The sequence below is a fragment of the Bacteroides mediterraneensis genome (assembly GCF_025993685.1).
Taxonomy (GTDB): domain Bacteria; phylum Bacteroidota; class Bacteroidia; order Bacteroidales; family Bacteroidaceae; genus Phocaeicola; species Phocaeicola mediterraneensis_A.
Genome location: NZ_DAJPEN010000001.1, coordinates 1328512 through 1355387 on the forward strand (window position 1 = coordinate 1328512; position 26876 = coordinate 1355387).

The 26876-nt window shown below is 41.3% G+C and carries 20 protein-coding genes; 16 read left to right on the top strand and 4 right to left on the bottom strand.

Going from position 1 to position 26876, the window contains the following annotated elements:
- The first annotated feature begins 11 nt into the window (after nucleotides 1-11).
- From OIM59_RS05315 to OIM59_RS05325, 3 genes are all read left to right on the top strand, one after another.
- Nucleotides 12-1100: a hypothetical protein gene (locus OIM59_RS05315; RefSeq protein ID WP_303895529.1), complete on the top strand. Its 1089-nt coding sequence runs from the start codon at nucleotides 12-14 to the stop codon at nucleotides 1098-1100.
- Nucleotides 1101-1176: 76 nt separating this feature from the next.
- A complete protein-coding gene (fldA, locus tag OIM59_RS05320) occupies nucleotides 1177-1683 on the top strand; it encodes a flavodoxin FldA (RefSeq protein ID WP_299169578.1) in 507 nt (168 codons plus the stop codon).
- Between the two features lie 38 nt (nucleotides 1684-1721).
- Nucleotides 1722-2081, top strand: coding sequence for a DUF2023 family protein (locus tag OIM59_RS05325; protein ID WP_148329935.1), 360 nt, complete (start codon nucleotides 1722-1724; stop codon nucleotides 2079-2081).
- 18 nt (nucleotides 2082-2099) lie between these two features.
- Here the strand turns inward: OIM59_RS05325 and uraH are convergent, their stop codons facing one another.
- Nucleotides 2100-2507 carry a hydroxyisourate hydrolase gene (gene uraH, locus OIM59_RS05330; RefSeq protein WP_299169357.1) on the bottom strand — a complete coding sequence of 136 codons (408 nt, stop codon included), beginning with the start codon at nucleotides 2505-2507 and terminating at the stop codon, nucleotides 2100-2102.
- Nucleotides 2508-2677: 170 nt separating this feature from the next.
- On the opposite strand from uraH, the gene OIM59_RS05335 reads away from it, so the two are divergent.
- Genes OIM59_RS05335 through OIM59_RS05345 form a run of 3 tightly spaced genes read left to right on the top strand, consistent with a single transcriptional unit; the run spans nucleotide 2678 to nucleotide 4614 of the window.
- Nucleotides 2678-3043, top strand: coding sequence for a YbaN family protein (locus OIM59_RS05335; RefSeq protein ID WP_299169354.1), 366 nt, complete (start codon nucleotides 2678-2680; stop codon nucleotides 3041-3043).
- Nucleotides 3036-4040, top strand: coding sequence for an aminodeoxychorismate synthase component I (locus tag OIM59_RS05340; RefSeq protein WP_303895532.1), 1005 nt, complete (start codon nucleotides 3036-3038; stop codon nucleotides 4038-4040). Before OIM59_RS05335 ends, OIM59_RS05340 begins: the two co-directional genes overlap by 8 nt.
- Nucleotides 4024-4614 (top strand): aminotransferase class IV family protein, encoded by a 591-nt coding sequence (locus tag OIM59_RS05345; protein ID WP_303895534.1) that lies wholly within the window; start codon nucleotides 4024-4026, stop codon nucleotides 4612-4614. Before OIM59_RS05340 ends, OIM59_RS05345 begins: the two co-directional genes overlap by 17 nt.
- Nucleotides 4615-4625: 11 nt before the next feature.
- Here OIM59_RS05345 and OIM59_RS05350 read toward each other — a convergent pair whose 3' ends face one another.
- The 3 genes from OIM59_RS05350 to OIM59_RS05360 all read right to left on the bottom strand — a co-directional run bounded on the left by OIM59_RS05350 (nucleotide 4626) and on the right by OIM59_RS05360 (nucleotide 9037).
- Entirely contained in the window at nucleotides 4626-5630 is a 1005-nt protein-coding gene (locus tag OIM59_RS05350) for a pyridoxamine kinase (protein ID WP_299169348.1), read from the bottom strand.
- A gap of 891 nt (nucleotides 5631-6521) precedes the next feature.
- Nucleotides 6522-6902, bottom strand: a complete 381-nt coding sequence (locus OIM59_RS05355; protein WP_303895537.1) for a hypothetical protein — start codon at nucleotides 6900-6902, stop codon at nucleotides 6522-6524.
- A gap of 239 nt (nucleotides 6903-7141) precedes the next feature.
- Nucleotides 7142-9037, bottom strand: a complete 1896-nt coding sequence (locus tag OIM59_RS05360) for a P-loop NTPase fold protein (RefSeq protein ID WP_303895539.1) — start codon at nucleotides 9035-9037, stop codon at nucleotides 7142-7144.
- 105 nt (nucleotides 9038-9142) lie between these two features.
- Here OIM59_RS05360 and OIM59_RS05365 point away from each other — a divergent pair, with 105 nt between their 5' ends.
- From OIM59_RS05365 to OIM59_RS05410, 10 genes are all read left to right on the top strand, one after another.
- On the top strand, nucleotides 9143-9349 hold the full coding sequence (locus OIM59_RS05365; RefSeq protein ID WP_303895541.1) for a helix-turn-helix transcriptional regulator: 207 nt from the start codon (nucleotides 9143-9145) through the stop codon (nucleotides 9347-9349).
- Between the two features lie 20 nt (nucleotides 9350-9369).
- Complete coding sequence (locus OIM59_RS05370) at nucleotides 9370-10095, top strand: BrxA family protein (RefSeq protein ID WP_303895543.1); 726 nt, start codon at nucleotides 9370-9372, stop codon at nucleotides 10093-10095.
- A complete protein-coding gene (locus OIM59_RS05375; RefSeq protein WP_303895545.1) occupies nucleotides 10088-10645 on the top strand; it encodes a hypothetical protein in 558 nt (185 codons plus the stop codon). Before OIM59_RS05370 ends, OIM59_RS05375 begins: the two co-directional genes overlap by 8 nt.
- Before the next feature lie 10 nt (nucleotides 10646-10655).
- Nucleotides 10656-14297 carry a BREX system P-loop protein BrxC gene (gene brxC / locus OIM59_RS05380; protein ID WP_303895547.1) on the top strand — a complete coding sequence of 1214 codons (3642 nt, stop codon included), beginning with the start codon at nucleotides 10656-10658 and terminating at the stop codon, nucleotides 14295-14297.
- 28 nt (nucleotides 14298-14325) lie between these two features.
- The gene (pglX, locus tag OIM59_RS05385; protein WP_303895549.1) at nucleotides 14326-17997 is read left to right on the top strand and encodes a BREX-1 system adenine-specific DNA-methyltransferase PglX; all 3672 of its coding nucleotides are present in this window, start codon (nucleotides 14326-14328) and stop codon (nucleotides 17995-17997) included.
- 23 nt (nucleotides 17998-18020) lie between these two features.
- Nucleotides 18021-19658 (top strand): ATP-binding protein, encoded by a 1638-nt coding sequence (locus OIM59_RS05390; RefSeq protein WP_303895551.1) that lies wholly within the window; start codon nucleotides 18021-18023, stop codon nucleotides 19656-19658.
- A 191-nt stretch (nucleotides 19659-19849) separates the two neighbouring features.
- Nucleotides 19850-22045, top strand: a complete 2196-nt coding sequence (locus OIM59_RS05395) for a PglZ domain-containing protein (protein WP_303895553.1) — start codon at nucleotides 19850-19852, stop codon at nucleotides 22043-22045.
- A gap of 11 nt (nucleotides 22046-22056) precedes the next feature.
- Nucleotides 22057-24093, top strand: coding sequence for a protease Lon-related BREX system protein BrxL (gene brxL / locus OIM59_RS05400; protein WP_303895555.1), 2037 nt, complete (start codon nucleotides 22057-22059; stop codon nucleotides 24091-24093).
- A gap of 55 nt (nucleotides 24094-24148) precedes the next feature.
- Nucleotides 24149-25738 carry a DUF2971 domain-containing protein gene (locus tag OIM59_RS05405; RefSeq protein WP_303895556.1) on the top strand — a complete coding sequence of 530 codons (1590 nt, stop codon included), beginning with the start codon at nucleotides 24149-24151 and terminating at the stop codon, nucleotides 25736-25738.
- 363 nt (nucleotides 25739-26101) lie between these two features.
- Nucleotides 26102-26845, top strand: a complete 744-nt coding sequence (locus tag OIM59_RS05410) for a nuclease-related domain-containing protein (RefSeq protein ID WP_303895558.1) — start codon at nucleotides 26102-26104, stop codon at nucleotides 26843-26845.
- Nucleotides 26846-26876: the final 31 nt, after the last annotated feature.

Genomic DNA, 26876 nt, shown 5'->3' on the forward strand with positions numbered 1-26876 from the left:
TATTCTGTAAGATGACTAATTTTGAAAAGTGGGATAAAGAATTCAGGGCGCAGAACTTGTATGCGTTCAATAATAATACAAATGGGTTACTCTGGCTAAAAGTGCGGGCTGTATGTCGGGGAAAGCAGATAAAACAATTTCTTGAAAATACTGGAATAAAACTTGATGCCACGACTCTTGCCGCACAGAATGTGGAACTGTTTGAATTGTTGGAAAGCAGGTCTGACGCGATGTTGTTGCTTGATGCTTATTTGAGAATAAGAAATCATGAATGGTATCGTGCCATGAATATTGATGAAGACAGATTGAAGGAGGATTTGTATAGGATACAATATTATGTGTGGGGTGGCGACCAGAATAATTCATTAGACAAATATTTGGTGAGTAGGTATGTCAAGGCTCTCAGCCGATATGAGGATTTGGAAAGGAAGCAAGCCGAAATAGCTCATAATGCATGGAATTACGTCCAGATAAGTTGGTATAATAACTGGACCTCATATCTGATTGAGTCCTTATTCAAACGTCATAGGAGAGTTGTTTCGGCTGTTGGTGAAATTAAGAGTGTAGATTTCTTTATAGACGATACCCCTATTGATTTAAAAGTCACCTTCTTTCCTTCTCAATACATGAATGAGAAATTAAGGGAGAAATTAGGAAAGAATGAACTTGCCTGGTTGAAACAAAAGGCAGGCGAGGCAGGAGTGAGCGTTGACAAGACATTTTCAGAAGCTCAACAGATGTATGCTTTGTCGGAAAAATTACAAGAACTGGGTCGTATGGATATTTTAAATATGCTGAAGACTACACGCAAGGAAGTCGTAGACGATGCACGGGCAGACACAATGGAACTTATGACATGGCTGTATGCTCATCAGGGTGAAATGCGTTTTGGAGCAGAAAACAGGTTGTTTATTATACTTGTGGATACGACAGATATGAGCCAGTCGTGGAAGATGAAGCGGGCCTTTTCATTGATAGAACCACTGGTCAATACGTATTTGGATAATTTTAATTCCACTTCTTTGAAAGAAATCAATTTTTCTTTTAAAAAGAACTCCTACCGAAGTTTGTCTGATGTCTTGTTTGTGGTGAAGGAATAAAAATCCCAATTTTTAGGTATTTCAAATCCGCGCCGGAAGCCGTTTCTTTGCCGTGTCAAATCAAACATGTAGCATAATGAAGAAAACAGGTATTTTTTATGGCTCCACCACCGGCACCACTGAGTCGGTGGCCCGCCTGATAGCAGACAAGCTGGGCATTGCCCCGGCAGACGTACACGAAGTGACCAAGCTCGATACGGCCCTGGCCGAAAGTTACGAGGCCCTGATTCTGGGCACCTCCACCTGGGGCGACGGCGAGTTGCAGGACGACTGGTACGACGGACTCAAGGTGCTGCAAGGCGCCCATCTCTCCGGCAAGGTCGTGGCCCTCTTCGGCTGTGGCGATTCCGAGTCTTATTCCGACACCTTCTGCGACGCCATGGGCCTCCTCTATGAAGGCCTGAAAGACAGCGGCTGCACCTTCGTGGGCGCCGTGGACGACAGCGGTTACACCTATTCCGCTTCCGTGGCCGCAGCCGACGGACTGTTCGTAGGGCTGGCCCTCGACGATGTGAACGAAAGCGACCGGACCGACAACCGTGTGAGCGCATGGGCCGCACAGCTCCAAACCGAACTGGCCTAAGGAAATTTCCCACAATCTCTCTTCTAAATCCGTAACCTATGATGACCCCTGATATTCATCCCGTGGAACTGAAAGTCTTTCTCAACCATATCTATGAGCTGAAGAAAGGCGTGCGACAGATGGTGCTGTACACCACGAACAAACGCTACGAAGATTTTGCCGTGAAACGCCTGCGAAGCCAGCGCATCCAGTTTGTGATTCAGCCGGTGGACGACGAGCGCATCAATCTCTTTTTCGGCAAGGCAGAGTGCATCGACGCCATCCGCCTGATGGTGACGCGCCCCCTGAACCGTCTCACGCCCGAAGAGGATTTCATCTTGGGGGCCATGCTGGGTTATGACATCTGTGCCCAGTGCAAGCGCTATTGCACCCGCAAGACACGGAAAATGGGAGCCTGACCGGGCTCCCATTCTTTCTTAATTCCCTCTGTACGTAGAATATCCGTAAGGCGAAAGCGTGATGGGCACGTGGTAGTGCTTACTGTCCTTGATTTCGAACACCACCTCGATGAAGGGGTAGAACGACGGCTGCTGCAGCCGCTCGAAGTAGGGCGCCACGTGATACGTCAGGCGGTAGATACCCTTGTGGGCATCCGTTCCCTCCAGAAAATCCTTCACCCGTCCGTTCTCGTCCGTCAGTTTCTCTTCCAGCAGTGCCCAGGTCTTGCCGTCGGGCTGAAGTTGCGAGAGACTGATTTTCACACCCGCCGCAGGCTGTCCCTGCTGGATGTCCAGAATGTGGCTCGAAAGTTGGTACGTCTTTTCCTGTGCGAAGCCCACCAGGCTCCACACCAGCAGACAGAAAGTCCAGAATAGTTTCTTCATGATTTTTTTCAGTTAAGGGGTTAAACAAGATTCAAACAAGATTGTAACGGTTACAAATATGCCAATTTTCCTCCTTTCCGCCAAGTTTCCCCTCCCGATGCCCCGCCAATTTTGAGGTTATTAACTAAACTCCTGCCGTGCATGTGCCGTTTCGCTTGTATTTTTGCGCCATGAAATACATCTACCTGCCCCTCGGATTCCTGTCGCTGGCCCTGGGCCTTGCCGGCATCTTTCTGCCCGTGCTGCCCACCACACCCTTTCTGCTGCTGTCGGCCGCCCTCTTTTTCCGCAGCTCGCCGAGAGCCTACCAATGGCTGATGAACCACCGTCTGCTGGGCCCCTACATCCGCGATTTCCGGGAGTCGCGCGCCATCCCCCTGCGTGCCAAGATTATCGCACTGAGCCTGCTGTGGCTCACCTCCCTTCACTGCATCTTCCTGGTGTTCGATGCCCTCTGGCTCAAGGCGATGATGCTCGCCGTGGCCGTGGGAGTGACCCTTTATCTCTGTTCCTTCAAAACCAAACGAAATGACTGATACCCTCTCTTTCTGCGGACGCGAGGAAGCCGCCGCCCGCATGAACCGTTTCGGAGGCGAAGGCCGTCCGTTCTTTTTCCTGATAGACTATGCCGGCGAGCAATGCCTGGTGGAAGAACCCCACCGCCTGCCGCCCTCGGAACTGCTGTTCGCCTTTCCAGGCGCCACGAACGTGCCGGAGGAGGACCGCCGCACCCCGTATCCCGCCACCTTCCGCTGGGATTCCCGCCCGATGTCGTTTGCGGCCTACCGCCGCGGGTTCGACCTCGTACACCGTCACCTGCACGGCGGCAACTCCTTCCTGGTGAACTACACCTGCGCCACCCCCGTCTACACCGACCTCACCCTGCGGCAGGTGTTCGACCACGCCTGCGCCCCCTACAAGCTCTGGCTGCACCGCCGCTTCGTGGTTTTCTCGCCCGAAACCTTCGTGCGGATAGCCGACGGCTTCATCTATTCCCATCCCATGAAGGGCACGATGGATGCCACGCTGCCCGCCGCCCGCGAACGCCTGCTGGCCGACCCGAAGGAAGCCGCCGAGCACGCCACCATCACCGACCTCATCCGCAACGACCTGAGCCGCTTCGCCACCGAAGTGACCGTGACCCGCTACCGCTACCTCGACGAGCTGCACACCCATCGTGGACCCCTGCTCCAGATGAGCTCCGAAATCCGCGGCCGCCTGCCCGAAGACTATCCCTCACGGCTGGGCGACCTCTTCTTCAGCCTCCTGCCCGCAGGGTCCATCACCGGCGCCCCGAAGCCCCGCACCGTGCAGATTATCCGCGAAGCCGAGACCCACGACCGCGGTTTCTACACCGGCGTGACCGGCTACTTCGACGGATGCCACCTGGACAGCGCCGTGCTCATCCGCTTCCTGGAACAGCAGACGGACGGCACGAAGCAGTTCAAGAGCGGGGGAGGCATCACCTTCCGCAGCGAAGCCCGAAACGAATACGAAGAAATGAAACAGAAAGTCTATGTGCCTCTTTATTGAAACCCTCCGCATTGAAGACGGCAAGGTGTGGCATGCCCCGCTGCACGACCGCCGCCTGAACGACACCCGCCGTGCCTTCTTCGGCCCCGTGCCCGACCTCCACGTGACGGATTACCTCCGTCCGGAAGCCTACACGGAACGCACCCGCTGCCGCCTGACCTACGCCCGCGACGTGGTCCGCGTGGAATACTTTCCCTACCGCGTCCGCCCCGTACACCGTCTGCAACTCGTGGTGCGCGACGACGTCGACTACCGCTACAAACGGGCCGACCGCCGCGTGCTCGACGAAGCCTTCGCCCTCCGCGGCCAGGCCGACGACGTGCTCATCGTCCGCCACGGACTCCTCACCGACACCTCCATCGCCAACATCGCCCTCTGGGACGGATGCGAGTGGCACACCCCCGCGCGTCCCCTGCTGGAAGGAACCCAGCGCCGCCACCTCCTCGACACCGGACAGATAAAAGAAACGGACATCCCGGCCGCCTCCCTCGGAAGCTACCGGCACATCCGTCTGTTCAACGCCCTGATTTCCTTCGGCGAGGTGGAACTCCCCGTGAGCCAGGTGCTGTATTGATATCCTTCGCGTCACTCCACCAGCTCGTAGCTGCTGATTTGAATCGGCATGTCGAGGTTGTGGAGCACCTTCTCCAGCATAATCCCCTCCAGGTTGTCGTATTCATAGCCGAACGTCGCCCGGATGCCCTGCAAGATGAACTGCGTAGCCCGGTCGAGCGCAATCGGCAGACTGTCGCCCTGCATCAGCGAGCCCGTGATGACACTCGTGAACGTGTCGCCCGTGCCCGGATAGTGCGCCGGCAGATACGGGCAAGTCACCTTCCAGTAACGGTCGCCGAAGCGGTTGTACGCATAGACCGACGTCGAGCGCGGGTCACCGCTCACCGGCACGCTCGTGGCAATCACGATGGCCGGTCCCTGGTCCGACAGCGTTTTCAGCGCCTTCTTCAGTTCCGCATCCGTCAGCTCCTCCCGGAACGGCATGTCCAGCAAGTAGTACAGCTCCGTCAGGTTTGGCGTGATGACATCCGCCAGCCGGATCAGCTTCCGCATCTCCGTCACCATCTCCTCGGTGATGCCCTTGTAGAGATGCCCGTTGTCGCCCAGTACCGGGTCGACCACCACCATGTCGTTCTCGCCGCGGAACTTCTGGATGAACTCCTCCACAATCTGCGCCTGCTGCGGCGAGCCCAGGTAGCCCGTGTAGAACGTGTCGAAGTGCACGTTCATCTTCTCCCAGTGCGCGATGATGTGCTTCATCTCCTCCGTCAGGTCGAGGAAGGAGTAGGAAGGGTACTGCGTGTGCGTGGACAGCACCGCCGTGGGCAGCGGACACACCTGGAATCCCATGGACGAGAGCACCGGGATGACCGCCATCAGCGATACGTGGCCCACCCCCGACAAGTCGTGTACGGCGGCCACCTTCTTCACCTGATTTTTCAGGAAACCTCCCGTCCGTTGAGGAGTTTCCGTCGGGGCCGTCGGCTTTTTCTTCTTGTACTTCCGTTCCTTTTCCCAGGCCGCTTTCCGTGCCTGATACGCTTCATATTGTCGTTCAATGTAATTGTCTGCCATAGTTTTGTGAATTTACAATTACAAAGGACGCTACTTTTTATGGAACGAGCAAACTTTTTCGTGCATTTTGTAGGATGGGGAGGGGAAAAACGAAGGCTTGCTCCGGGGGGGAATCTTGGGCCTTGTAGCAGATTTTTGGGATGATTCAGATTTGTGCAGTTTGGCTTCTTTTTGCTGCTTGTGTCGTGATTTGGGTGTCTTTCTGATTCTGCTTTTGTGGGGATTTCCTAGGGGATTGGGAGAGGGAACCCCTTTCAGGAGGCTTCTGGAGGGGGTAGCTGGGGTGCGAAATGGAGAGGTTTGGGGGAATCTGGAGGCGTGTTCTTCTTGTTTTTAGGGATTTTGGGGCGTTTTTGGAGGTAGGATGGGGAATTTTCGGGAGATTTTGGGGCGGAAAACGGGCTTGCGTTTTAGGTGAAACGCCTTTGCGTTTGGAAGCAAACTCTTCGGCGTTTGGAGTGAAATGCACTTGCGTTTGAGAGGAAACGTCCTTGCGTTTTGGGGTGTATGGGTTTTGAGAGGGATTGGGGAGGGTGTTTGTTGGATTTGAACGGCTGTCTGGGTGGGATATTTTCTAGTTGGTGGGGTTTGATGGATTGTTTTGGATTGTCTTTTTGAGGGGTTTGCTTTTGGCTTTTGTGAGCGGTGGTGTTGGAATTGCTTTTTTGCTTGCTTTTAGTGTGGGCGTTTGTGTGATTGTGTTTCTTTTTGGTGTTTGATAAGCGGTTCTGCTTGCGGATTTTGAGCGGATGGGCGGCGGGGCGAGAAAAGAAAGTGGTTTTGGAGAGGGAGTGGGGGATGGTGACATTTTGGTAGGAGTGGGGAAAATATAGAATAAGCCTCCCCTCAAAATTATGGTGTTTTTGAGGGAAGGCTGTTAATTCTACGGGTTTAATTTTCTTTCAATTTAATATGCTTAAATTTGAAATATACATAATAGCTATAATTCTCGTTTTTAAATTTAGATATAAATTCTTTGAATTCGGTTATAATTGGTGAATCATTATCGATGCTGATAACGTAATTGTAAAAGTTTTCCCAGGTATCCCAAAGCCGTATGGATATCTCACTTACAGCATACTGAGAATTTATATTGGGACTGAAATAAGTAATGATTCGAGGAATAAAAGCTTCAAAATGCTTCGTCGCGTATTCTTTCATTAATTGTTTGGATTCTATGCTGTGTAGATATTCAACATGTCCTTTTCCATCTCCGTTAGGTTTAAATTCTTGATAAGCCGTATCTCTCCAGCAATCTACAATCTCGTTCATAGTGTGGTTCCCTTCGTTAAGAAATTGCTTGAATATATCATTTTGCATTTTGATAACCTCGTCTTTCGTGAAAATGTTGTCATCGCTGTAGGAACCATGTTTAAATAATGAAAACAGGTAGTGTATTTGATAGTGATTGATACCGTTTTCTGTTAGACAGGCATACATTTCTTTACGGTCTTCTTCTGAAAATTGGTCTTTATCTGGAGATTGATCATAGAGTAACTGTAAGAGCCTATCTATAAATTCAAAACGATAAAAGATCTGTTCGTTAGATAACGCTCCAAATAAAATGAGAGATGAAGTAGCTTGTAAATATCTTGTTTCTCTTTTGGATTTTCTTTTTGGATTCTAGTCGTTAAGGAAAAATATTTGTTTGGCGTCCATTCTCTGATAGTGGGTTTCATTTCTTCAAAAGGTAATTTGTAGAGCTCACTCCATTCTTTCTCGGAAACTTCGGAGTCTAAAATTGAGAATCTAAAAAAGCGATTCAAATAAGTCGGGTCATTAATACTGCCTATATTGCAGGATTTGTACTCCCCGAATAAAGAATCAAGAAATTCAGAGATTTTATTTATATCATGTTCGTTTATATACAATTCTTTTTGATGTTGAGTGATATATTCTATCAGGTTAAAATATTTATTTTTGAAAAGAATATTATTCTTCGTTTCATCTTCTTGTGGAGCATTTTTCCCATTGAAATAGACGACCTTTTGGAGGTTTTGTTTGTAAATTAATATTTCATCTCTCTTTTCAACGAATAGTTTTACGATGAACGGATAGCGTAGTCTGAATAGTTCCAAAGTAAGGTAGTCACAAATGTCTACCTCTCCATGAAGTTTTCTGATACTGAAAACAAATTGATTGGCAATGCGTTTTATCGCTCGTATGGTTTTTATAAAACTAAAAAGATTGATCTGTAACAATGGCCTTTCATTGGTGAATTTTTCAATTTGATTGTATTCGTTGTCATTTAGTTGGCTCTTGAGGGTGAGTAAGAAAATATGTTTTAGCTGCTCTCCTGTAGCTGGTGGAAGTTCGTATTCTTCTTGTAGAATCTTATCCAAGTATTTCAGACTATGAGTTGAGTAATGTGTATTTAATGTGTCAACTACATATCTTTTGTCATAGGCTAAAATGAAGTACATGCTTGGCAGGTTGGAGGTATTGCGTACTAAACGTAGCATTTCTTCCATTTCGTTGCTGTTAAGCCGGTCTATGTCATCAATGAAAAAAATGATTTTCTTATTGATCTTTTTTATTTCGCTTTTAAGCAGAGTGTATTGTTCTGCAGTTGTTTTAGCAGAGAATGAAATAAATAGCTTTGTTAAAAACTGGATACTTCCATTATCTATGGTTGAAAGCATTTTTGCATATTGAGTTAGTCCTTTGGATAGCCTGCTGCTATAAGATTCAAGCTTATGGCTGAGTTCATCTAAAAAGATATTGGTAAGATTGGATTCTTTCCGATATATCCACGGATTGAATTTTATGATGATGACTTCAGACTTATATTTCTGAGATAAATATTCTTCCATTAGTTTCATAAATGATGTTTTACCTTCTCCCCATGAGGCTATAATACCGAATGTAAATGCTTCGTTGTCGGCATTGGTGGCTAATAATTTGTTCACTGCGTCTTTTGCATTTGTTGTACGGCCTAATAGATCTTGTTCCGCTTGGGTTATGGGTTGGTCTATATAGAAACCGTCTGTTGAGATAATTGGAGCAGGTTGTTTTTTTCTTGAAATTCCATAGTTAAGACATGTATGGATGCAGAGAAATGGAATGATATCTACGTAGCACAAAGAAGAAAAAAGTTTAAGATGGGCGGCTGTGTTAGGGTCTCTATAATACCCCCAAATGAATAAAATCAATAAAGATATGCCTACAGCTTTATTATTGAGATGTACTTCTTTTTGTCTGATGGAAACGATATGATAAACGATGATACCTAAAAATGCGATAAGGAATAAAAGAGAAGTACACCAGTCGGATGAAAATTGAGATAGAAAGGGAGCTATGATCCATTTTGAAAATAACTTTTCCCATATAGGTCTGAAACAGATGTAAAGAATCCAAAGGATGATTACGAGCCGGTTGTTGTGTAAGAAAAATAGTAGTTTGTTCATGATGATAATTATTAAGTGTTTATTTGTCCTAACAAAATTAATCTTTTTCTTTGAGAAGATGAAAAATTTTCATTAAATTGCGCTCATAATAACAATAATGACTTTATGCAAGATATAAATAGACTGAAATTGGTTCTTGTTGAAAAGAAACGTACCAATAAATGGTTGAGTGAACAGTTAGGAATCAACCCTTCAACTGTGTCTAAGTGGTGTACCAATTCTTCTCAGCCAGATTTGGAAACTTTGATAAAAATAGCATCTTTGCTTGAAGTGAATGTACAGGATTTGTTGAATACTCCCAAAGTAATGTGAAAATGGTCAAGAGGGGAAAAATGGTTAAATATGACTCTGACATAAATATTCTTGGTGGAGTACCTGATTATGCAGTAATGCTTGACTTTATTAGTGAGTATACCGGACAAAAACCTGAATCAGAGAGAGCGTTTACTTTCAGGACGCATAAAACTTTTAATCGATTTTTGGCAGCTATAAAAGAGTCCATTCTTCAGTTTGCCAATGATGATCAGAAAGATATGTTTCTTTCTGCTATCGGTTCAGATAATTTTTCTTTAAAGGAAAAGTTACTTGTCTTATTTTGGCAGCTGGTGTATGGTAACGCACTTTTTGCTAAAGTGACTAAAGACGTGTTTATGAAGGCGGTTTATCAGGGAAGATCATCTCTTTCTGCCATAGATATATTGAGTTTATTGCATTATATTAAGGAAACCGAATCCGGAGAATTGAACTGGTCGGAAGAAACGCTGAAGATAACGGCATCTAAATATCTGACAATACTCAAAAAAATGGACTTGGTAGATGGCAAAACGACCAAGGAGATATGTCATCCCATTATTACAGGACAGTTATTTGTTTATTTTGTTCGTTGGATGATCGTTACATGTCCTGAAAACCGTACTTTAGAGAATCCTTTTGCGGTTTTTAGCTTTATGGATAAGAAAACAATTATTGAGAGATTAAAAAAAGTAGAATATCTTTCCCTTTGGCAAATAAGCCAGATGGGAGAGGACGTAACCATAGATTTGATAGCACATGAATAGCACATTTCAGATAGAACATAATCGTTTGTTTGGAGAACTAAGAGAAGTGCTTAAAACAGATATAGCGCGTATCACAGGTAAAGCTAATGGGGGAAGAAGTATTCTTTTTGTTTATTCCCCTAAAGATGATGATGCTTATATTGCGTATGCAAAAGAGAATTTCAATTCAGGTACGTATTCTTTTATCGATTTAAGGTCTCTTTTTACTGAGTTTGTTTCCGAACGAGGATTAGAGCAGTTTCAAGAGAATTATAAGGAATTTGGCAATGAAGTCTTCTTTAGCGATAATTTTTATGAGGAAACTTTCTTTTGTTATGTAATGAATAGGATAGAAACTTCTTATCAATCTCATAAAATACCCGTTCTGATTCATACAGGTGCCATTTATGGGATGGGTTTCTCCAATATTAATATAATGGAGCATCAGATAGTAATGCGTGCTCAGTTACCTTTAATTGTTTTTTATCCCGCGATAATAGTTGATAAAGATACTATCAAGTTTTTGGGCAAGCAGATTGCTTCCAAGTACCGCTGTATCGTAATAAAGTAAATAAATTCTTATGAGTAAGATAAAAGATATACTCTCCATAGAATTGGAGAACGACATAAAGAATGTCATTGATTTGAATTCGCAAAATGAGGAAGATATAAAAGAGGAACTGGATGGCTTTATCCTTACAGAAAGTCTTGCCAAACATTTATCTGATTTTTTGGATGTGTTCTGTTCTGATATGAAGGAATCTGGCGTGTGGCTTAGCGGTTTTTATGGTTCCGGTAAATCTTATTTTGCGAAAATGATAGGTTTCCTGATTGCTAATCCGGTTATTAAGGGGACTTCTATGCGTGACCGGTTTATGCCTAAATTGATAGGACTCAAGAATAAGGAAATCCTGGAAAATCAGATTCGCTCATTGGATAAGACGGATTATCAGGTTACATTGTTCGACTGTGCCAAAGTGGATTCAAGTTATGGGCTTTCGTACATGGCCATGAGCCATTTCTTGTTGTCATTAGGTTTTCTGAGTAACTGGATTGGTATGATGGAATTCAATCTGATGCTTGAAAACAAATATGACAAATTCTTAGCTACAGTAAAGGAACAGAATGCAGGTAAAGATTGGCATGACATAAGGAAGAAAATGTCAGCTGTTTCAGCTCTAAAGAAAGCCATTCTTACGTTTATGGCAGAAGATGAATATGAGGAAACCCGTAAGTTGATTGATGAAAAAATTAAAACTTACGATGCTACCAAATTGAAGGATGATTTGATGCTTTATCTGGAGCTTTATCCGGAAAAGAAGATTGTGTTCTTTATTGATGAGGTCAGTGAGGCATTAAGTCAGAAAAAAATAAACTTATTGGATTTGGAAGGACTTTCAGAAGCCTTGTCTTCTCTTGGTAACAGGATATGGACAGTGGGTATTGCACAACAGGCCTTTAATGATGTGTTGAACGCATCTGGGCTGAATATTCATCAGCTTAATAAGGTGGAAGCCAGATTTAAGACCCGTATTCCTATAGCTGCAGAAGAAATTGATACAATTATTCGTAAGCGGTTGTTGGCTAAGACTGATTCTGGAAAAGAACAGTTGGAAGCTTATTATCATAAGAACAACGGTATGATTCAGGATATAACCCATATTGCAGGTGTTTCCTTGAATGTCACCAAAGATGAACACACTTACGCAGATTATTATCCGTTCTATGAACATCAGTTCAAGTTATTGCAATATTTTCTTTTCGGATCAAGAGATACCGTAACTTCTCAGATTGGTACCCGTGGTATGTTGGTTTCTGTATTTGATGTATTAAAAAAAGAAGCCATGACAGAAGCGGATGTATTTACACATGTCAATGCTACCCAGCTGTGCCGACAGGCAGAAGAGAATATTCCGGAAGCGTTGCGTATGCGTTATGAGCAGGCCGATGATTACATTAACAAGATTGGAATGAAGTATGTAGAAGGTCGGGCTTTGTTGCAGACTATTCATTTCTTAGAAAAAGCCAATGCGTATACCACAATAGAAAATATTACCAAATCGTATGTTCGCAGACCGGAAGACTATTATAATGTACTTGCGGAGGTAAAGAAAGCACTGGAAATATTAGTTGAGCGAAATGTGTTGATTGCATCTGATAACCAGTATCGTATTACGAGTCAGATAGAACAGCAGATTATAGATGATATGAATTCATTTTCTGCGGAAGCCTATCGCGTACGTGCCGAAGTAACCAAAATATTGAAACAGCAGAAAATTATCAAGATTTCGCAGACACTTACTTCAGATGGACAAGCTGTACCTTTTTGTGTAGAAAGTTCCCTTGGAGAAAACTTCGCCAATGCTGGTGAAAAATATATGAAGGTCAGTTTCTTTGATGTCTTTCATGAAGACCATGCACAGCTTGTGGCTTCTGTAAAGCAGGATACACAGAGCCAGAAAGGTATAATGAGCATAATTCCTTCCTCAGTTTATGGAACAGAGATTTTTAATCGTGCGCAGGAATTGTTGAAGATAGATTATATTGAAACGAAGACTTATCATACGGCAGAAGAGAAGAAGGTGGTAAACAATATTGTTTCAACCAAAGAAGAAAAAATGAGATTCCTTACAGAGTTGATCAATAAATCTTATACGGAAGGAACTGTAGTCTATCTGTTTAATACCTATCAGTTGACTGATGCCAATTACCAGAAAGAAATAGAATCTCTCCAGCGCAAGATGTTTGGAAATATTTTCTATAAAAGATTGAATGTGTCCTTATCCGATTCGTTGGCGGTGAAAGTGCTTACAGCGAACAGTACACAGCTGGCCACCATGTTTGGCGGTTCGGAGGAATTCCGTTTCTTTGATTCTGCTGGAAAGTTTATCGGCGAGAATTTAAGTGTATCTACAGAGATTCTAGAGAAATGTAAGTCGTACTGTACGGGAGATAAACTGGAAGAGGATCTTTCTGCACCTCCTACCGGTTATAAGTTTGGCACGATCATTACCTCGGTTGCTGCCTTGTTCCGTGGCAATAAATTAATTGCGAAGTACAATGGTGAAGATTATCATTCTGTGTCGGATGCACTTGCTGCTAAGATTTTTGATAATACCCGCAATTTTGCAAAAGCATCGTTCAAGGCAGTTATGAAATCTTTGTCTTATAATGAGCGACAGGAGATTGTGGAGATTCTGAAAGAGGATTGTCAGTATAAGAAGATTACCGGAGATAATGCTCCATCTTATAATTTAAATGATTTTGAGTTGGTGGACTGCATCCGTACACTTTCCAAACGAATGATGGATAAGGTGAAGGACAGAATTATGGGGGATGATGAAATGGAGCAGTTGTTTAAGCGCTCTGTTCAAGCACGTAATGTATTTCTCCAATATACAGCTGCTGTAACAGATGTAAGTTATATAGCTACTGCACGGACATTCCTTCAGGAAGCAGATGATTATATCAATGCGGTAGAGCAGGTACAAAAGGATCTAAAGTTCATAGATAATGAATTTAAAGCTATTGAGGAGGAACGTGCTTTCATTCAAAATGTGGCGGAAGAATTTGACAAGACAGGGAATGACATGAACTTGATTCGTGGCAAAAAAGAACAATTTGAAGAAGCGCGTGAAAAGGATTTGGTGGCCAATGCTCCATTAATGAAAAAACTGACTCAGGACATTAAGGATATTTATTACGAAGTAATGAAGCATAAGGCTGAATTATTGAGTGGAGAAGTTATAGCATTATTCACAAAAACAGAGGAACTGAAGCAGCAAATAGACCAATATCCTAAAGATTGGAATGTCAGACTCTATCGTAAAATAGAAGACTTGGAAAAATCGTGGAAGCAATATGCAACGGTTAAAATAAGTTTGGATAAGTGGAGTGTGAAATGTAGTAATACTGGCATGTTGTTGCGCGATATTGAGTATAAGATTACGAATCTGGGTATTGTTAGTCAGGAAGTAAGTTTGTGGGATACAGAGATTGTGACTCAAGATCCTACTCCGAAAAAGCCTGATATTCCCAAGCAACCCAATGGCCCAACTTCTGAAGATAAGCCAATGCCGAAACCTCAACCAATACATCGCAATATGAAGGCAAAGTTGCCGAGAGGTATTGTTTCAGTGGCTGAATATAGGTCTTGGTTAAAACAACAGTTGGCAATGTTGAACATGTTTGGTGAGGATGATATTTTGAATTTTGATAATTAAGAATGAAAGATAGTAATAAAGAATAGATATGAAACTAATCGATCATGTACTCCATATACGTAGCCTGATACAGCAGGCCATTGATAACCGTTTCTCCCGCTTGGGGCTGGAAGCAGCGGAAGAAAAAGAGCTTCCGGAAAAAGCTTCAACCAGTAGCAGAGAGAAGAGAAACAAGTTGGAATCCATTATTGAAACGCATAAGCAGGCGTTAGGTAATGACTATGCGAAAGCGAGAAAGGAGACCATCAATGAATGTACCTTCACGCTTTTCAATCGTTTGGCAGCTCTGAAGGTGATGGAAGACAGGGAACTTTTCCCGGAAGTAATCCGTTGTCGTGTGGAGCATGGAAACCTTTCGTATGCGCATAAACAATGGCTGGAAGAACATACGGAAGAACGAAATGCGGAACGTATGGGCTTGAAGCATTTTCTGCAAGATAAATTTCAGGAACTTTCTGATAGTTATAAGATTCCTTTGTATAGTCCGGATTATGCATACGCCATGCTGCCTACAGCTGATGAATTGTTTGAAATTATTACGGCTTTTAATGAGATCGAACAAGATGCGGATTGCGGTGCTGCTATTTGGAAAGGCGACGATATATTGGGTTGGATGTATGAGAATTTTAATACGGTAGAGAAATTTGCCTTTAAAGAATCTGGTGCCGATACTGAATATGACAAGGTTTCTTTACAGAGCCAAGTTTATACTCCTCAGTGGGTTGTCAAGTTTTTGGTAGACAATACGTTGGGTAAGATGTATTTGGAAATGTATCCGGACAGTAATTTTATTTACGATGAAAATGGTAAGGTGAAATACTTGATTGCCAATGCGCCCACTTCACAAATGCGTCATCCAAAGAAACTAGAAGAAATCAAGCTGATAGATCCAGCTTGCGGTAGCGGAAACTTTTTGATTTATGCGTTTTCACTATTTTATGATTTGTATCTGAATCAGATTGACCAGTATGATGCCGATTATTCACGCAGGGATATACCGAAACTGATTGTGGAAAACAACCTTTATGGTGTAGATTTGGATGAACGAGCCGTACAGCTTACCCAAATAGCTTTGTTTATCAAGGCTATGCAACTGAAAGGACGCAGAGGAGCTATGCCTGCCTATACGCATGTAGTAAGTACGCATTTTGAGCTTCCGGAATATGACAAGGTAGAGGCTGCTTTTATGTGGGGTTCAGACTGGAATGAAGCACAACAAAAGACAATCCGTTCTATTTGGGAAGATTTACGTGCTGCTTATAAGTTTGGCTCTCTGATTCGTGTGGAAGAACAGTTGGATGCCCTGCTGCCGGTAGACTCTTCTGATATGTTTGCTAATCAATGGAAGGCGAATATGTTTGATTTCAAGCATCAGCTAATTACAACTTTGCGCAATCAGGTTCATCAGTGGACGGGTGAAGGCAGCAATGAATATTCATTGGCAAAGGCGAACGATGCCATTACATTTTTGGATATTCTAAGTATGAAATTTGATGTGGCTGTAGCCAATCCCCCTTATACGGATAGTGCGGACTTTGGGGTAAAATTGAAAGAGTTTGTGGGGGCAAATTATTCTAAGCCTTTGAAGTTTAACTCCAATCTTTATGCTTGTTTTATCAAAAGATGCTGTGAACTGGCAGGGGATGATGGTAAAGTGGGAATGATTCATCCTCATACTTTTATGTTTATTAAGACTTTTGAAGATGTAAGAAAATATTTGATAGGACAAACACATATCAACGTGATGGTAGATTATGGTTTAGATCGAGTGAATCTTTTTGGTCCTGGTATATTGTTGGATGCAACTTTCTATACATTGGATAAATCCTTGTCCAATGAGGATGCTGGTGTGTATTTTAATATCACTACAAATCTACAAGAAAAGTTTAAGAAGGATGTGTTAAGCCAAGCATATACTGATTTCTGTAATGGAAGACAGAATGACCGTGTCTATCAATTACCTCAATCAAAACTAAAAGAGATAAAGTCTTATCCTTTTATTTATTGGATTTCGGATGAATTTAGAAGTTTCTTTTCGGGACTAATCTTAGATGATGTTGTTGATGTTAGAGTTGGTATTCAAACTTCTAATAATAATAGATTTCTTCGTTATTGGTGGGAAATAAAAGGTTCTAGTCAGTTATATTATCCTTACTCTAAAGGCGGCCCATTTTCTAAGTGGTCAGGAAATTTATGGCTATACTTAAATTGGGAACCAGAAATAGTAGATTATATTAGTAAAAATGGTGTTTTAAGGAATAAATATTATTATTTCAAATCAGGAATAACATACTCAGGAAGTGGATCTAAGGGGACTTCATTTAGAATATTTCCGAAAGATTGTTTGTTTGATGTTGGTGGCTCATGTATTTTCCCTACAGATGTATATTCCAATCAATATTATCTATTAGCATTCTTAAATTCAAAGATTTGTTTTTATATTGCAGAGTGCTTGAACCCAACAGTTAACACGCAGGTCGGAGATTTACAAAGAGTACCATTTGTCATTCCCTCAAAAAGAATAGAAGAATTAGTATCTGCTCTATCACTGCAAAATGTATCTATAAAAAAGCATATTGATTCATATTCTATTATAGATAAAGAGTTTAAATATTCCCCAATTAAATATACTCATAATATTGATATTGAATTGTTTTTATTCTATGTGATGAGTAATGGATATTTATCACTCAGCTTATTAAATGAATCAATAATAAATAGTAGAATATTTGATGTTTATGAACTTTCAACTCATGACTGTCAAATGGTTTTTGATAAAGAAGGTCTTCCAGTTGGTGATTACAGCGTTTCCTCACAAGCCAAAGAAGCCTATAAAGAATGGTTGTCAACCAATACAGAATTTCCTGTTTCTCTAGAAGTGTGGGAGCATATCGAATCTTTGGAGATTAATGAAGATCAACCGCATATCGATGATTTTGAATCACTCTATCAGAATAACAACGGATGGGAAGAATTCTGCATCAAGCATAAGAGGAATCCGATAGAAGTATGGTATCAGTTTAAAAATGCCGGTATATTGCCGCCGCAACGTACGCAGGTATTGGCTTTTGAACTGATAACCGATGTAATCCGTAGTGTCTTGGCGAAAGATGATGATGGGGTAATCCCTTTGACGGAGCGTATGGGTGAAGAACAGTTGGCTGGTCGTATTGAGCAGGAATTGGTGGAGCGCGGATATAATTCGGCACAGATCTCACAGATTATTCAGTTGCTTGGAACACCATTGGACAAATATTTGCAGGATAAGTTCTTCAAACAGCTGAGTGATCATCTGAATCTCTTTATGTATCTGCCAAAGACTCCGTTTATCTGGCATTTGACAAGTGGTCCGCACCATGCCATAGAACTGTATATCAGTATCTATAAATGGAGTCGTGATACCGTGTTCCGCATCAAGAGTGTCTATATAGCCAATAGGGAAACAGCCTTGAACGACCGTCTTTCGGGTATAGATGTTAGCACTGCCAATGGTCAGCTTGAAGCAGCAGAACTGAAAGAGCAGCTGAAAGAACTGAAAGTGTTTGCGGAAAAGATAGATGAACTGTTGGCAAGCGGTTATGATCCTAAATTGGATGACGGTGTGGGCAAGAACATTGCTCCGTTGCAGAAAGCAGGCTTGTTGAGCTATGAGGTGCTGAATGCCGGACAACTCAAAAAATATCTGAATGCGGACTGGTGATAGGATAACTAAAAAGAAAAAGTATGAAGGAGAATTCACTATACGATAAAAAGTCTCTTCGTGAGATTACGGGAAAGAGTGCAGACTGGAACGAAGTGGCGAAAGACTGTGTGGCTTTCAGTAATGCTCAGGGAGGTGTGATAGACTATGGCATAGAAGATGATGCGGATGCACCACCGGCAGACCAGAAGGTCTCAGAAGATATAGCCATTAATTTGGAGAACAAAATCAGTGGTAAGACGCTGAATGTATCTGCCCATGCTGAAATCCGGACGCATGATAACGGCGGGCAGTATATCCGTTTGCATATAGCCCGTGGTACTTCTTCGGCGTCTACTACATCCGGTAAATATTTCATACGAGTAAGCGACAATAGTGTTCCGCTTACGGGGGATGACATAACCCGCCTTTCAGCAGAAAAAGGGTATTATCGTTGGGAGGATGAGGAAAGCAAATGGAACTGGAAAGATGCTGACAAGGAGAAATTAAAAATGCTGCTTCAAAATTTGCGGAATTCAAACCGTGTGTCAGATTTCGTAAAACAGAAAGAGGATAAGGAACTGCTGGATTATTATTTCCTGACAGTGGAAGAGTCGGACAAAATGACCAACCTGGGAGTGCTTTTTATCGGAACTCAATCGCAACGAGGCAGACTGATGAATGCGCCTGTGGTGCAGTGTATTCAGTTTGACCAGTATGGGGATAAGGTCTGGAAATACCTGATTGATGACTTTACCAAGAATCCTCAGGAAATCATTGAAGCGATATGGAACAATGTGCCTGTTTGGAGGGAAAGCAATGAGATCAGCGACGGATTGTTCCGAAAGGAAATTCCTGCGTATGACGAAGCGGTAGTCAGAGAGTTGACCTGCAATGCGTTGGTACATCGTCCTTATACGGTGAGAGGAGATATTTTTATCAATATTTACCCGGACAGAATCGAAGTGGTCAATCCCGGAGCATTGCCATTGGGAGTTACTCCGCAGAATATCCTTCATAAAACGGTAAAGAGAAATGAGCATTTTGCCAATCTTTGCTATGCCCTGCAAATGATGGAGCGTGAAGGTTCCGGCTATGATAAGATGTATGAAGTGCTGCTTTCTAATGGAAAACAGATTCCGAAAGTGGAGGAAGGAGATGATTATGTGAAGGCCATAGTAGGAAGACGCATTATTAGTCAGGAAGCCATTAAGGTGATTCGCTATGCTATGCAGGTAACAGAACTCCGTCAGAAGCAAATTATCTGTTTAGGACTGATAGCCCAGCATGAAAGCATTTCAGCGGCAGATCTGATTAAATTGCTGAACCTGAAGAATCGGAATGAGCTTTCTCCGTGGCTTGATAAGTTGGTGGATGAGAGTATCGTAGAAACTTCGGGTAGAAAGAAGGGAAAGGAATATCGGGTTTGTTCTCGTATACTGAAAGAAAGTGGTTATAAAGGACAGACATCCTTGAAAAGAATAGAACCTTATAGAATACGGGAATTAATCATCGAAGATTTAAAAATCTATGAATGTGCTTCTTTAAGGGATATTCAGCAAAGAATTGGAGATGAGATTAGTTATCAGAAATTGTGGAAACAATTAGATAATATGATAAAAGACGGTATTTTGGAGACAACCGGTAAAAACAGATGGACAAAATATAGGCTTAAGAAATAATATTTTCTCTTTCAGAATTAGAAATAAAGAAAGAGATAAAATTGATTTTGAAAGAGAGAAATAAAAGAGGTGAGTCGTAATATGTTGATTATTAGATGTGTTTTCTCTTTTGAAATTAAGAATAAAGAAAGAGATAAAATCGATTTTGAAAGAGAGAAGTGAAAGAGATAAAGCTTTAAACATAGAAAATCATGATTGATAGATGGTTTCAAAACGATATAGATAAAGTATTGGCTGTACACGACCGTGTGGTGGTGACAGATGCTTTAGGAGAAGGTAGATTCTTGTTGGATTATTTGCCTTCGGATGTAGTGGTTATCAATACCGGCGATAAGGAAATAGATGAGATCGAGGCGAGATACAAGGCTGAAAAAGACTGTATTGGCAAGAAGGTAGTATTCTATAAGCAGAATACGCCGGATTCCTTATGTTTTTTATTGGAATATGCAGAGACTTATGGTTGTGTTGTGTTGGATGATATGGAGGCGTATATCAGAAGGCATCTGTTTGAGGGGATAAAGGAAAATACAGAACTAGGAAAGCAGGAACTTCTGATGGCTGCCAAATTAAGCAAAGGAAAAGACTTGAACTGGTGGCATGGGGTTAGTCAGGGAATAATTAAGCCGCTGGATACAGACGGACTGATAATAGATTTGCTACATCACCCAAAAGAGACTAAAAAGAATATGGATGGAGATGTCTGGACGATTTTTGAATCGGAAGTTTATAGCCTTATCTCAAAGCCACAGACAAAGCAACCAGTGGAAGTTCTGGCACAGTCGGTAGCCGATACGATATTTGACGGACTGATTCATAATAACATATCAGACAGACTTTTGAAAATCTATTATAAGTGTGTGGACAGTAACTCAATGAGGGAACCCCTGTTGAATTATATTGAAAAATATAAGATTCCTCAAGGAGTGTCTGTATTGGATACCCATCCGGATCATTGTCTGATAGAGCTGGACAGACTGTATTTCAAGCAACTTAGTGCTGCATTGGAAAATAATGAATATATTATCGGATTCCAGCAATATGTTCACAATCGGACCAAGAGTAAGAAAGCAGAAGCATATAAGGCTGGATGGTTGAAGGATGTAAAAGTATTGCTTGACTTTGAGAATGGGAAACTTTATGAAATTAATACCATTTCTCAACTGGCAACTTATTATCAATCGCATTTTGCTCCTTTGGATTCTGCCATAAGACATCTGTATGTGGCATGGCTTCAGGAAGAAAAACTATTGCGTCCCTATCAGTACAGATATGAACAATATAATAAAGAATTGCTTGACCGCTGGTTTGGGCTTATAGGTGAATATAAACCAACTCAAAGAAATTTTATAGCAGATAAACTTTCTGGAAACGGCCGGAAGGTGGTTATAGTTTGTGATGGGTTAAGGCTTGAAATAGCAGAATCCATAGCAGATAAGCTAAAAGTAAAAGGCATGAGGAATATGGCTTTTGCAGAACTACCATCGGTAACGGAAAATGGCATGAGTTCGCTTTTTGGTTGTGCGGAAGTGGAAGACATAGCCCAAACGAGGTATAGTAACCTGAAGGCTGTGATCCCTGATGTAGAGATTCTTCAACTGGAAAAGCTCAACAGCGGAGTTACGTCAAATAAGTTGGTATTGATGTTCGGGGATATAGATCAGGTGGGCGAAAAGAAACAACTGGCCGGATTGAAAGATATAAATGCATACGAGGTGTTTGTTTCAGAAAAAATCAATGAGCTCTTCAGTATGGGATATAGTAAGGTCTATCTTACGGCTGATCATGGATTTGTGATAACTGGAATTCTGGACGAGGCAGACAAGATTCCGGTTCCAGCTGGGGATATAATTAAATCAGAGGAAAGATTTTGTTTGGCAAATGATACCTTGGACAATGAAAATATAATTGTACGGAATCAGAAGTATAAGGATAGTCAATACCAGTATTATACAAAATCAGACAAACCGTTTGTTTCAAAAGGTGCATACGGTTACGCGCATGGTGGATTTACTCCTCAGGAATGTATTGTTCCGGCTTATGAGTTTGCAAATGATAATCAGGAGTCTTTAGGAGTAGCTATTGTAAACAAATCTGCTTTACAGAATGTAACGGGAACTTATTTCACGGTAAAGCTGAAGGCCGAAAGTGTAGAGAATACGTTGTTTAAGGCAGAAAGAAAGGTGGTGATTCAGATTTATGGAAATGGAACTTTGATGAGTACGTCTTCGGTTTATAGAATGACCCCTTCATCTATGCAAGAAGCGGAATTTGCATTGGCTGCAACGGAAAATGTGAAGGTAGTGGTTGTAGATATTCAGACACAACAGCAAGTGGATTTCTGCGATGTGAGAAAATCTGTATCACGAGATTTGGATGACTTATTTTAAAAGATGGCATTATGTTGGAATTAGATAAAAAGTTACTGGATTTATTTCAGGGATATGTAGTTAGAAAAGATGTGGTTCGCTCGGTAAAAGGTGGGGCGAATGTACCGGTTTTTGTACTGGAGTACCTGCTCGCTAATTCATGCAGTACGGATGATGCACAGAAAATAACGGAAGGAATTGAGAATGTGAAAAACGTGCTCCGTAAGCATTATGTCAATCCGGATGAGGCAAACCTGATACAAGCCAAAATAAGGGAAGAGGGATCTTACAAGGTGATAGATAAGATTTCTGTCCGTCTGGATGCTTCTAAGGATAAATATTGGGCAGAACTTTCAAACCTGAATATTCGTGATGCCAATATCGATGACAGGATTGTGACGGAACATGAAAAGATGATGATGGGTGGAATATGGGCTATCGTAGATATAACGTATGATTCTACGCTGGCTATTGGTAGTAAATTGTATCCGTTTGTAGTATCAAAAGTTCGTCCTATCCAGTTATCGAACTTTGACATGTCCAGAATAATAAACAGCAGAAAGAATTTTACCAATGAAGAGTGGTTGAACGTATTATTGCGTAGTGCTGGTTATGAACCGGAATCAGAAGGAATGACACAACGTATGAAGATGCTTCTTCTTTCACGTTTTATTCCCTTGGTAGAAGCTAACTTTAACATGGCAGAACTCGGTCCTAGAAGTTCTGGTAAATCATACGTGTTCAAGGAATTGTCGCCATATTCCATGTTGGTATCTGGTGGACAAGGTACCGCTGCCTCTCTTTTTGTGAATAACTCCAATGGTCAAATTGGAGCAATGGGTAAATGGGATGCTGTATGTTTTGATGAATCGACTGATGAGTTGTTTAAAGACCGAGAAGTGGTACCGTTGATGAAGGATTATATGGAATCCGGTTCGTTTTCAAGAGCCGGAAAATCAGGAGAAAAATCAGCTAATGCTTCTATTATTCTGAATGGTAATATTAATCAGCCTGTGGAAACTGTATTGCAGACAAGTCATTTATTTAGTCCTTTCTCCGATAAAATATCAAATGATACGGCATTCCTTGATCGTATAGGTTTCTTCTTGCCGGGATGGGAAATTATGAAATTTGCACCAGCCAATTTTACTAATCATTTTGGTTTTAGTACGGATTTCTTCAGTGAAATGCTTCATGCTTTAAGAAAGGACAATTATACGAATGCCATAGATGAGTATTTTACGCTAGGCTCACAAATGCGTCAGCGCGATACGAAACCGGTTCGTAAGACTGTTTCAGGACTTATCAAGTTGCTGCATCCGGATGGAAAATACACCAAGGAAGATGTACGTGTTTACTTGGAGTGGGCAATTGAAATGCGTAGAAGGGTAAAAGAGCAGTTGAAACGTATTGGCGGAATGGAGTTCTGGGATACTAATTTCTCTTACATTGATAAAGAAACTCAGGAAGAAACTTTTGTTCCTGTGCCGGAAGAAAGAGGAAATGGGCTGATTGGTGATTCTCCATTGCCTCCTGGCACCTGTTATTCTGCTACTTCGGATGGGGATAAGGTTGCTTTGGTAAAGATAGAGGTAATCACAATGGCAGGCAATGGAAAGCTTAATATTAGCGGAACGAATTCAACAGCCGTCAAAGAGGATATTAAGAATACGTATAACTATATGAGAGCGAATGAGAAGATGTTGCTTTCTCAACAACGTTCGTTTGCCAACATGGATGTGACGGTTCAGGTAACAGCTTTATTAGGTTCTACTGTACAAAGCGGAATTGGTGGAGCTGTTTTTGCTGCTATCATTTCATCTGTATTCAGCAAGAACCTGAAGCCTGCTTTAGGTATTATTGGTAATATATCTATTGGTGGAGCTATAGAACGTGCTATCAATTTCAGTGACAAGGTTTCCATCTTGTCGGAAAACGGAGCAAAGACGGTGCTTGTGCCTATGGACAATCTGGCAGAATTTTCTACGTTGCCGACTACTATTTTAGGCAAGACTGATGTTCCTTTCTATGCCAATACACAAATGATCATTCAGAAAATGATGTTGTAAATGTATGGTCCATTAAAAAATAAAAATCTGGTAAATAATAGCATAAAAAATAATTATGATTGATAATTTGTTTTTGTATAGAGCTTCCGAAGATTATAAGCAAGTTATTGAAGAAAGATTTGTGTTGCCAGAGTATGACAAAATATTTGAGTTAAGTGCTCTATTGCAGAGGACGGGGTTACCTGTAAGTGCAAGAGTTTTAATAGAAAGTGGCTTTTCGGAACTAACTGAGGAGTTGACAGAGTGTACAGGTATTTCATCAAGTATTATACATCGAAAGTTAGATGATGATCAGTTAATATCAAATGTGGAACTTGAAAAGCGAATTTCATGCTATTTAGCTCGAAATGTTATTGAAAATATCGATGAAATACGCCTTTTGGATATATGTTTGGAATCATCTCGTGCAAAGTGGACTAAAAGAAAGGTAGAGTCTCAGTTAGCAGCTTATAATAATATACTTGATTGCACAATAGACTTTCTTAAAGATTTGAAGGATTATGATATTGAGTATGACACCGCCATTAGATATAAAGGTGTTATGATTACGGATTTATATCTTAACAATAGGTTATATATTTCTTTTGAAGCTTTTTTCGGTGGAACAATTATATCTATTGTTCCAACTCAATATGATATGCCTATTTGGGAAATAATTGTAAACCATGATTGTAAAATTGATTTATATAACAAAAGATTGAATACATCTTGTAAAGATGTTTTAATAGAGAATCTGTTATCTATTCTTTTTTGTACCCAAAATAAAAAAGAAGAAGTACAGCAAATAATTGTAGATAACATAAATGCAATTTTTGATATAAATATTTTGTCTGACGATGTATGTTATGATTGGAGTAAAGATTGTTATTTTTTGAGGCAAAATATAGAGACAAAAATAGCTGATTCTTTCTTTGCTAATGATGAAACAGATAAAGAAGTGGTAAAATATACCTCTTTTCAAACTCTGTTGGCTACTCTTACATCAGGTAAGATGAGAATCAATTCTATTGTAGGGATGAATGATAAAACAGAGGTGAATTTCATGACAGATATTATTAAAAATTTTAGGGAGTCAATAGAGGAAGAAGGGGATGAATATCTATTGGCAAATAGAAAATTTATTACTTCTTTCTCCGGTAAGAAGGATGATTTGAATATGTGGAGATTATATGGTGATAATGCAAGAGGGGTTTGTCTGGTTTTCTCACCTAATTCTCAACAAGATAATCCTTTGAGAAAAATTAAATATGTGGCAGAGGACGATGAACTGATTTTAAAAATTAATCAACTTATGACAGCTCTTAAAGAGAAAAATATAAATTTCTGTTTTAATAAAATGCTCAGTAATCAGCATTCTATTAAACATAAAGATTACGTAGATGAGGATGAATATCGTTATTATTTAGAGAGCGATAAACCTACCGGCTGGTATATAAATAATGATAATAATGTTATGACTCCTTATGTAGAGAAAGATTTGTTTGGAAATGGTGCTAATTCATTTCCATTTCAATTAAAGTCTATTATTCTTGGTCCAGCTATGGTAGCACAAGATGTTAACTTCTTTCAGATAAAAACACTATTGAATGTAAATCGTATTTTTTCAATCAATATCGAAAAAAGTAAAATTAGCAGCTATAGATAGTTTAATGTAAATTATAAATTTTATTTTGTAGTCGTTCATTTGTAATGAGGATGTAAATTAAACTGTGTCAGCAAAGAGTAAAATAAAATATTAACTTTGTTAACACCGTTTTTTTATGAAAGAAGAATTTGCTTTGTAAGCATTCGACGACCTACAGGAATTGAACTTGTATATATAGTAATAGCGACTGTCACTATGAATCTACTAGTTACTGTCGCTATTATTTTGTTGAACCTATATGTTGTAGTCAGCACAATGTGATAGAAGATGGCATAAAAGGATTGGTCTTGCCTTTAAAGAAATGATTAGTAAAGAAAAATACAAATCGATGAATAATAGAAGACCTTTAAAAATAAGCTGTTTATGGAATATCTACTACTTTTATTAATTATAGTCGTTGCCATCGTTTCCTATCTCAATCACCGAAGAGACAGGAAGCTGCTTTGTTCCGTTTCTTCTCCCACAAGAGGGACAAGATCAGAGCAGAAACTCATCGTCAAGATGTTAAAGAAAGGGGTGCATCCCAAAGCCATCTTTCATGACTTGTATGTGAAGAAAAAGGGTGGGGGATATTCCCAGATAGACCTTGTGGTGGCTACTCCACAGGGATTGGTGGTGATAGAAGTGAAAGACTACAGTGGCTGGCTGTTTGGAAATGCCCGACAACGCTATTGGACGCAGATTCTAAATTACGGTCAGGAGAAATACCGATTCTATAATCCTATCATGCAGAATGCTGGGCATATTAGAGCCTTGAAAGAGCAGTCGGAGCAGATTGCCCGACTACCCATCTACAACATCGTCTTGTTTGACGGGGATTGTACGCTGAAAGACATCACCTATCCGGAGTTTGGCACGTTTGTAGGTTATGCCTGCAATATAATGAAGATATTGGAAACCGTAAAAGGATTTGGCGATGCGGAATATACAGACAAGAGGGAAGTGGCCCGTGTGCTTCGTGAAGCCGTGCGCAACGGAGAGGATCCGGTCGTCGTGGCAAGTCATGTGGCAGACGTGCAAAGCCGGAACTGGGACTGTCCGCAGCCGGTCGTAAATTGGCGTTCACGTTTCTCTAGAATTCCTTGGAGAAGGTGGATGAGATTTTAATTTTATATTCTTGCTTTTGACAACTGATTCT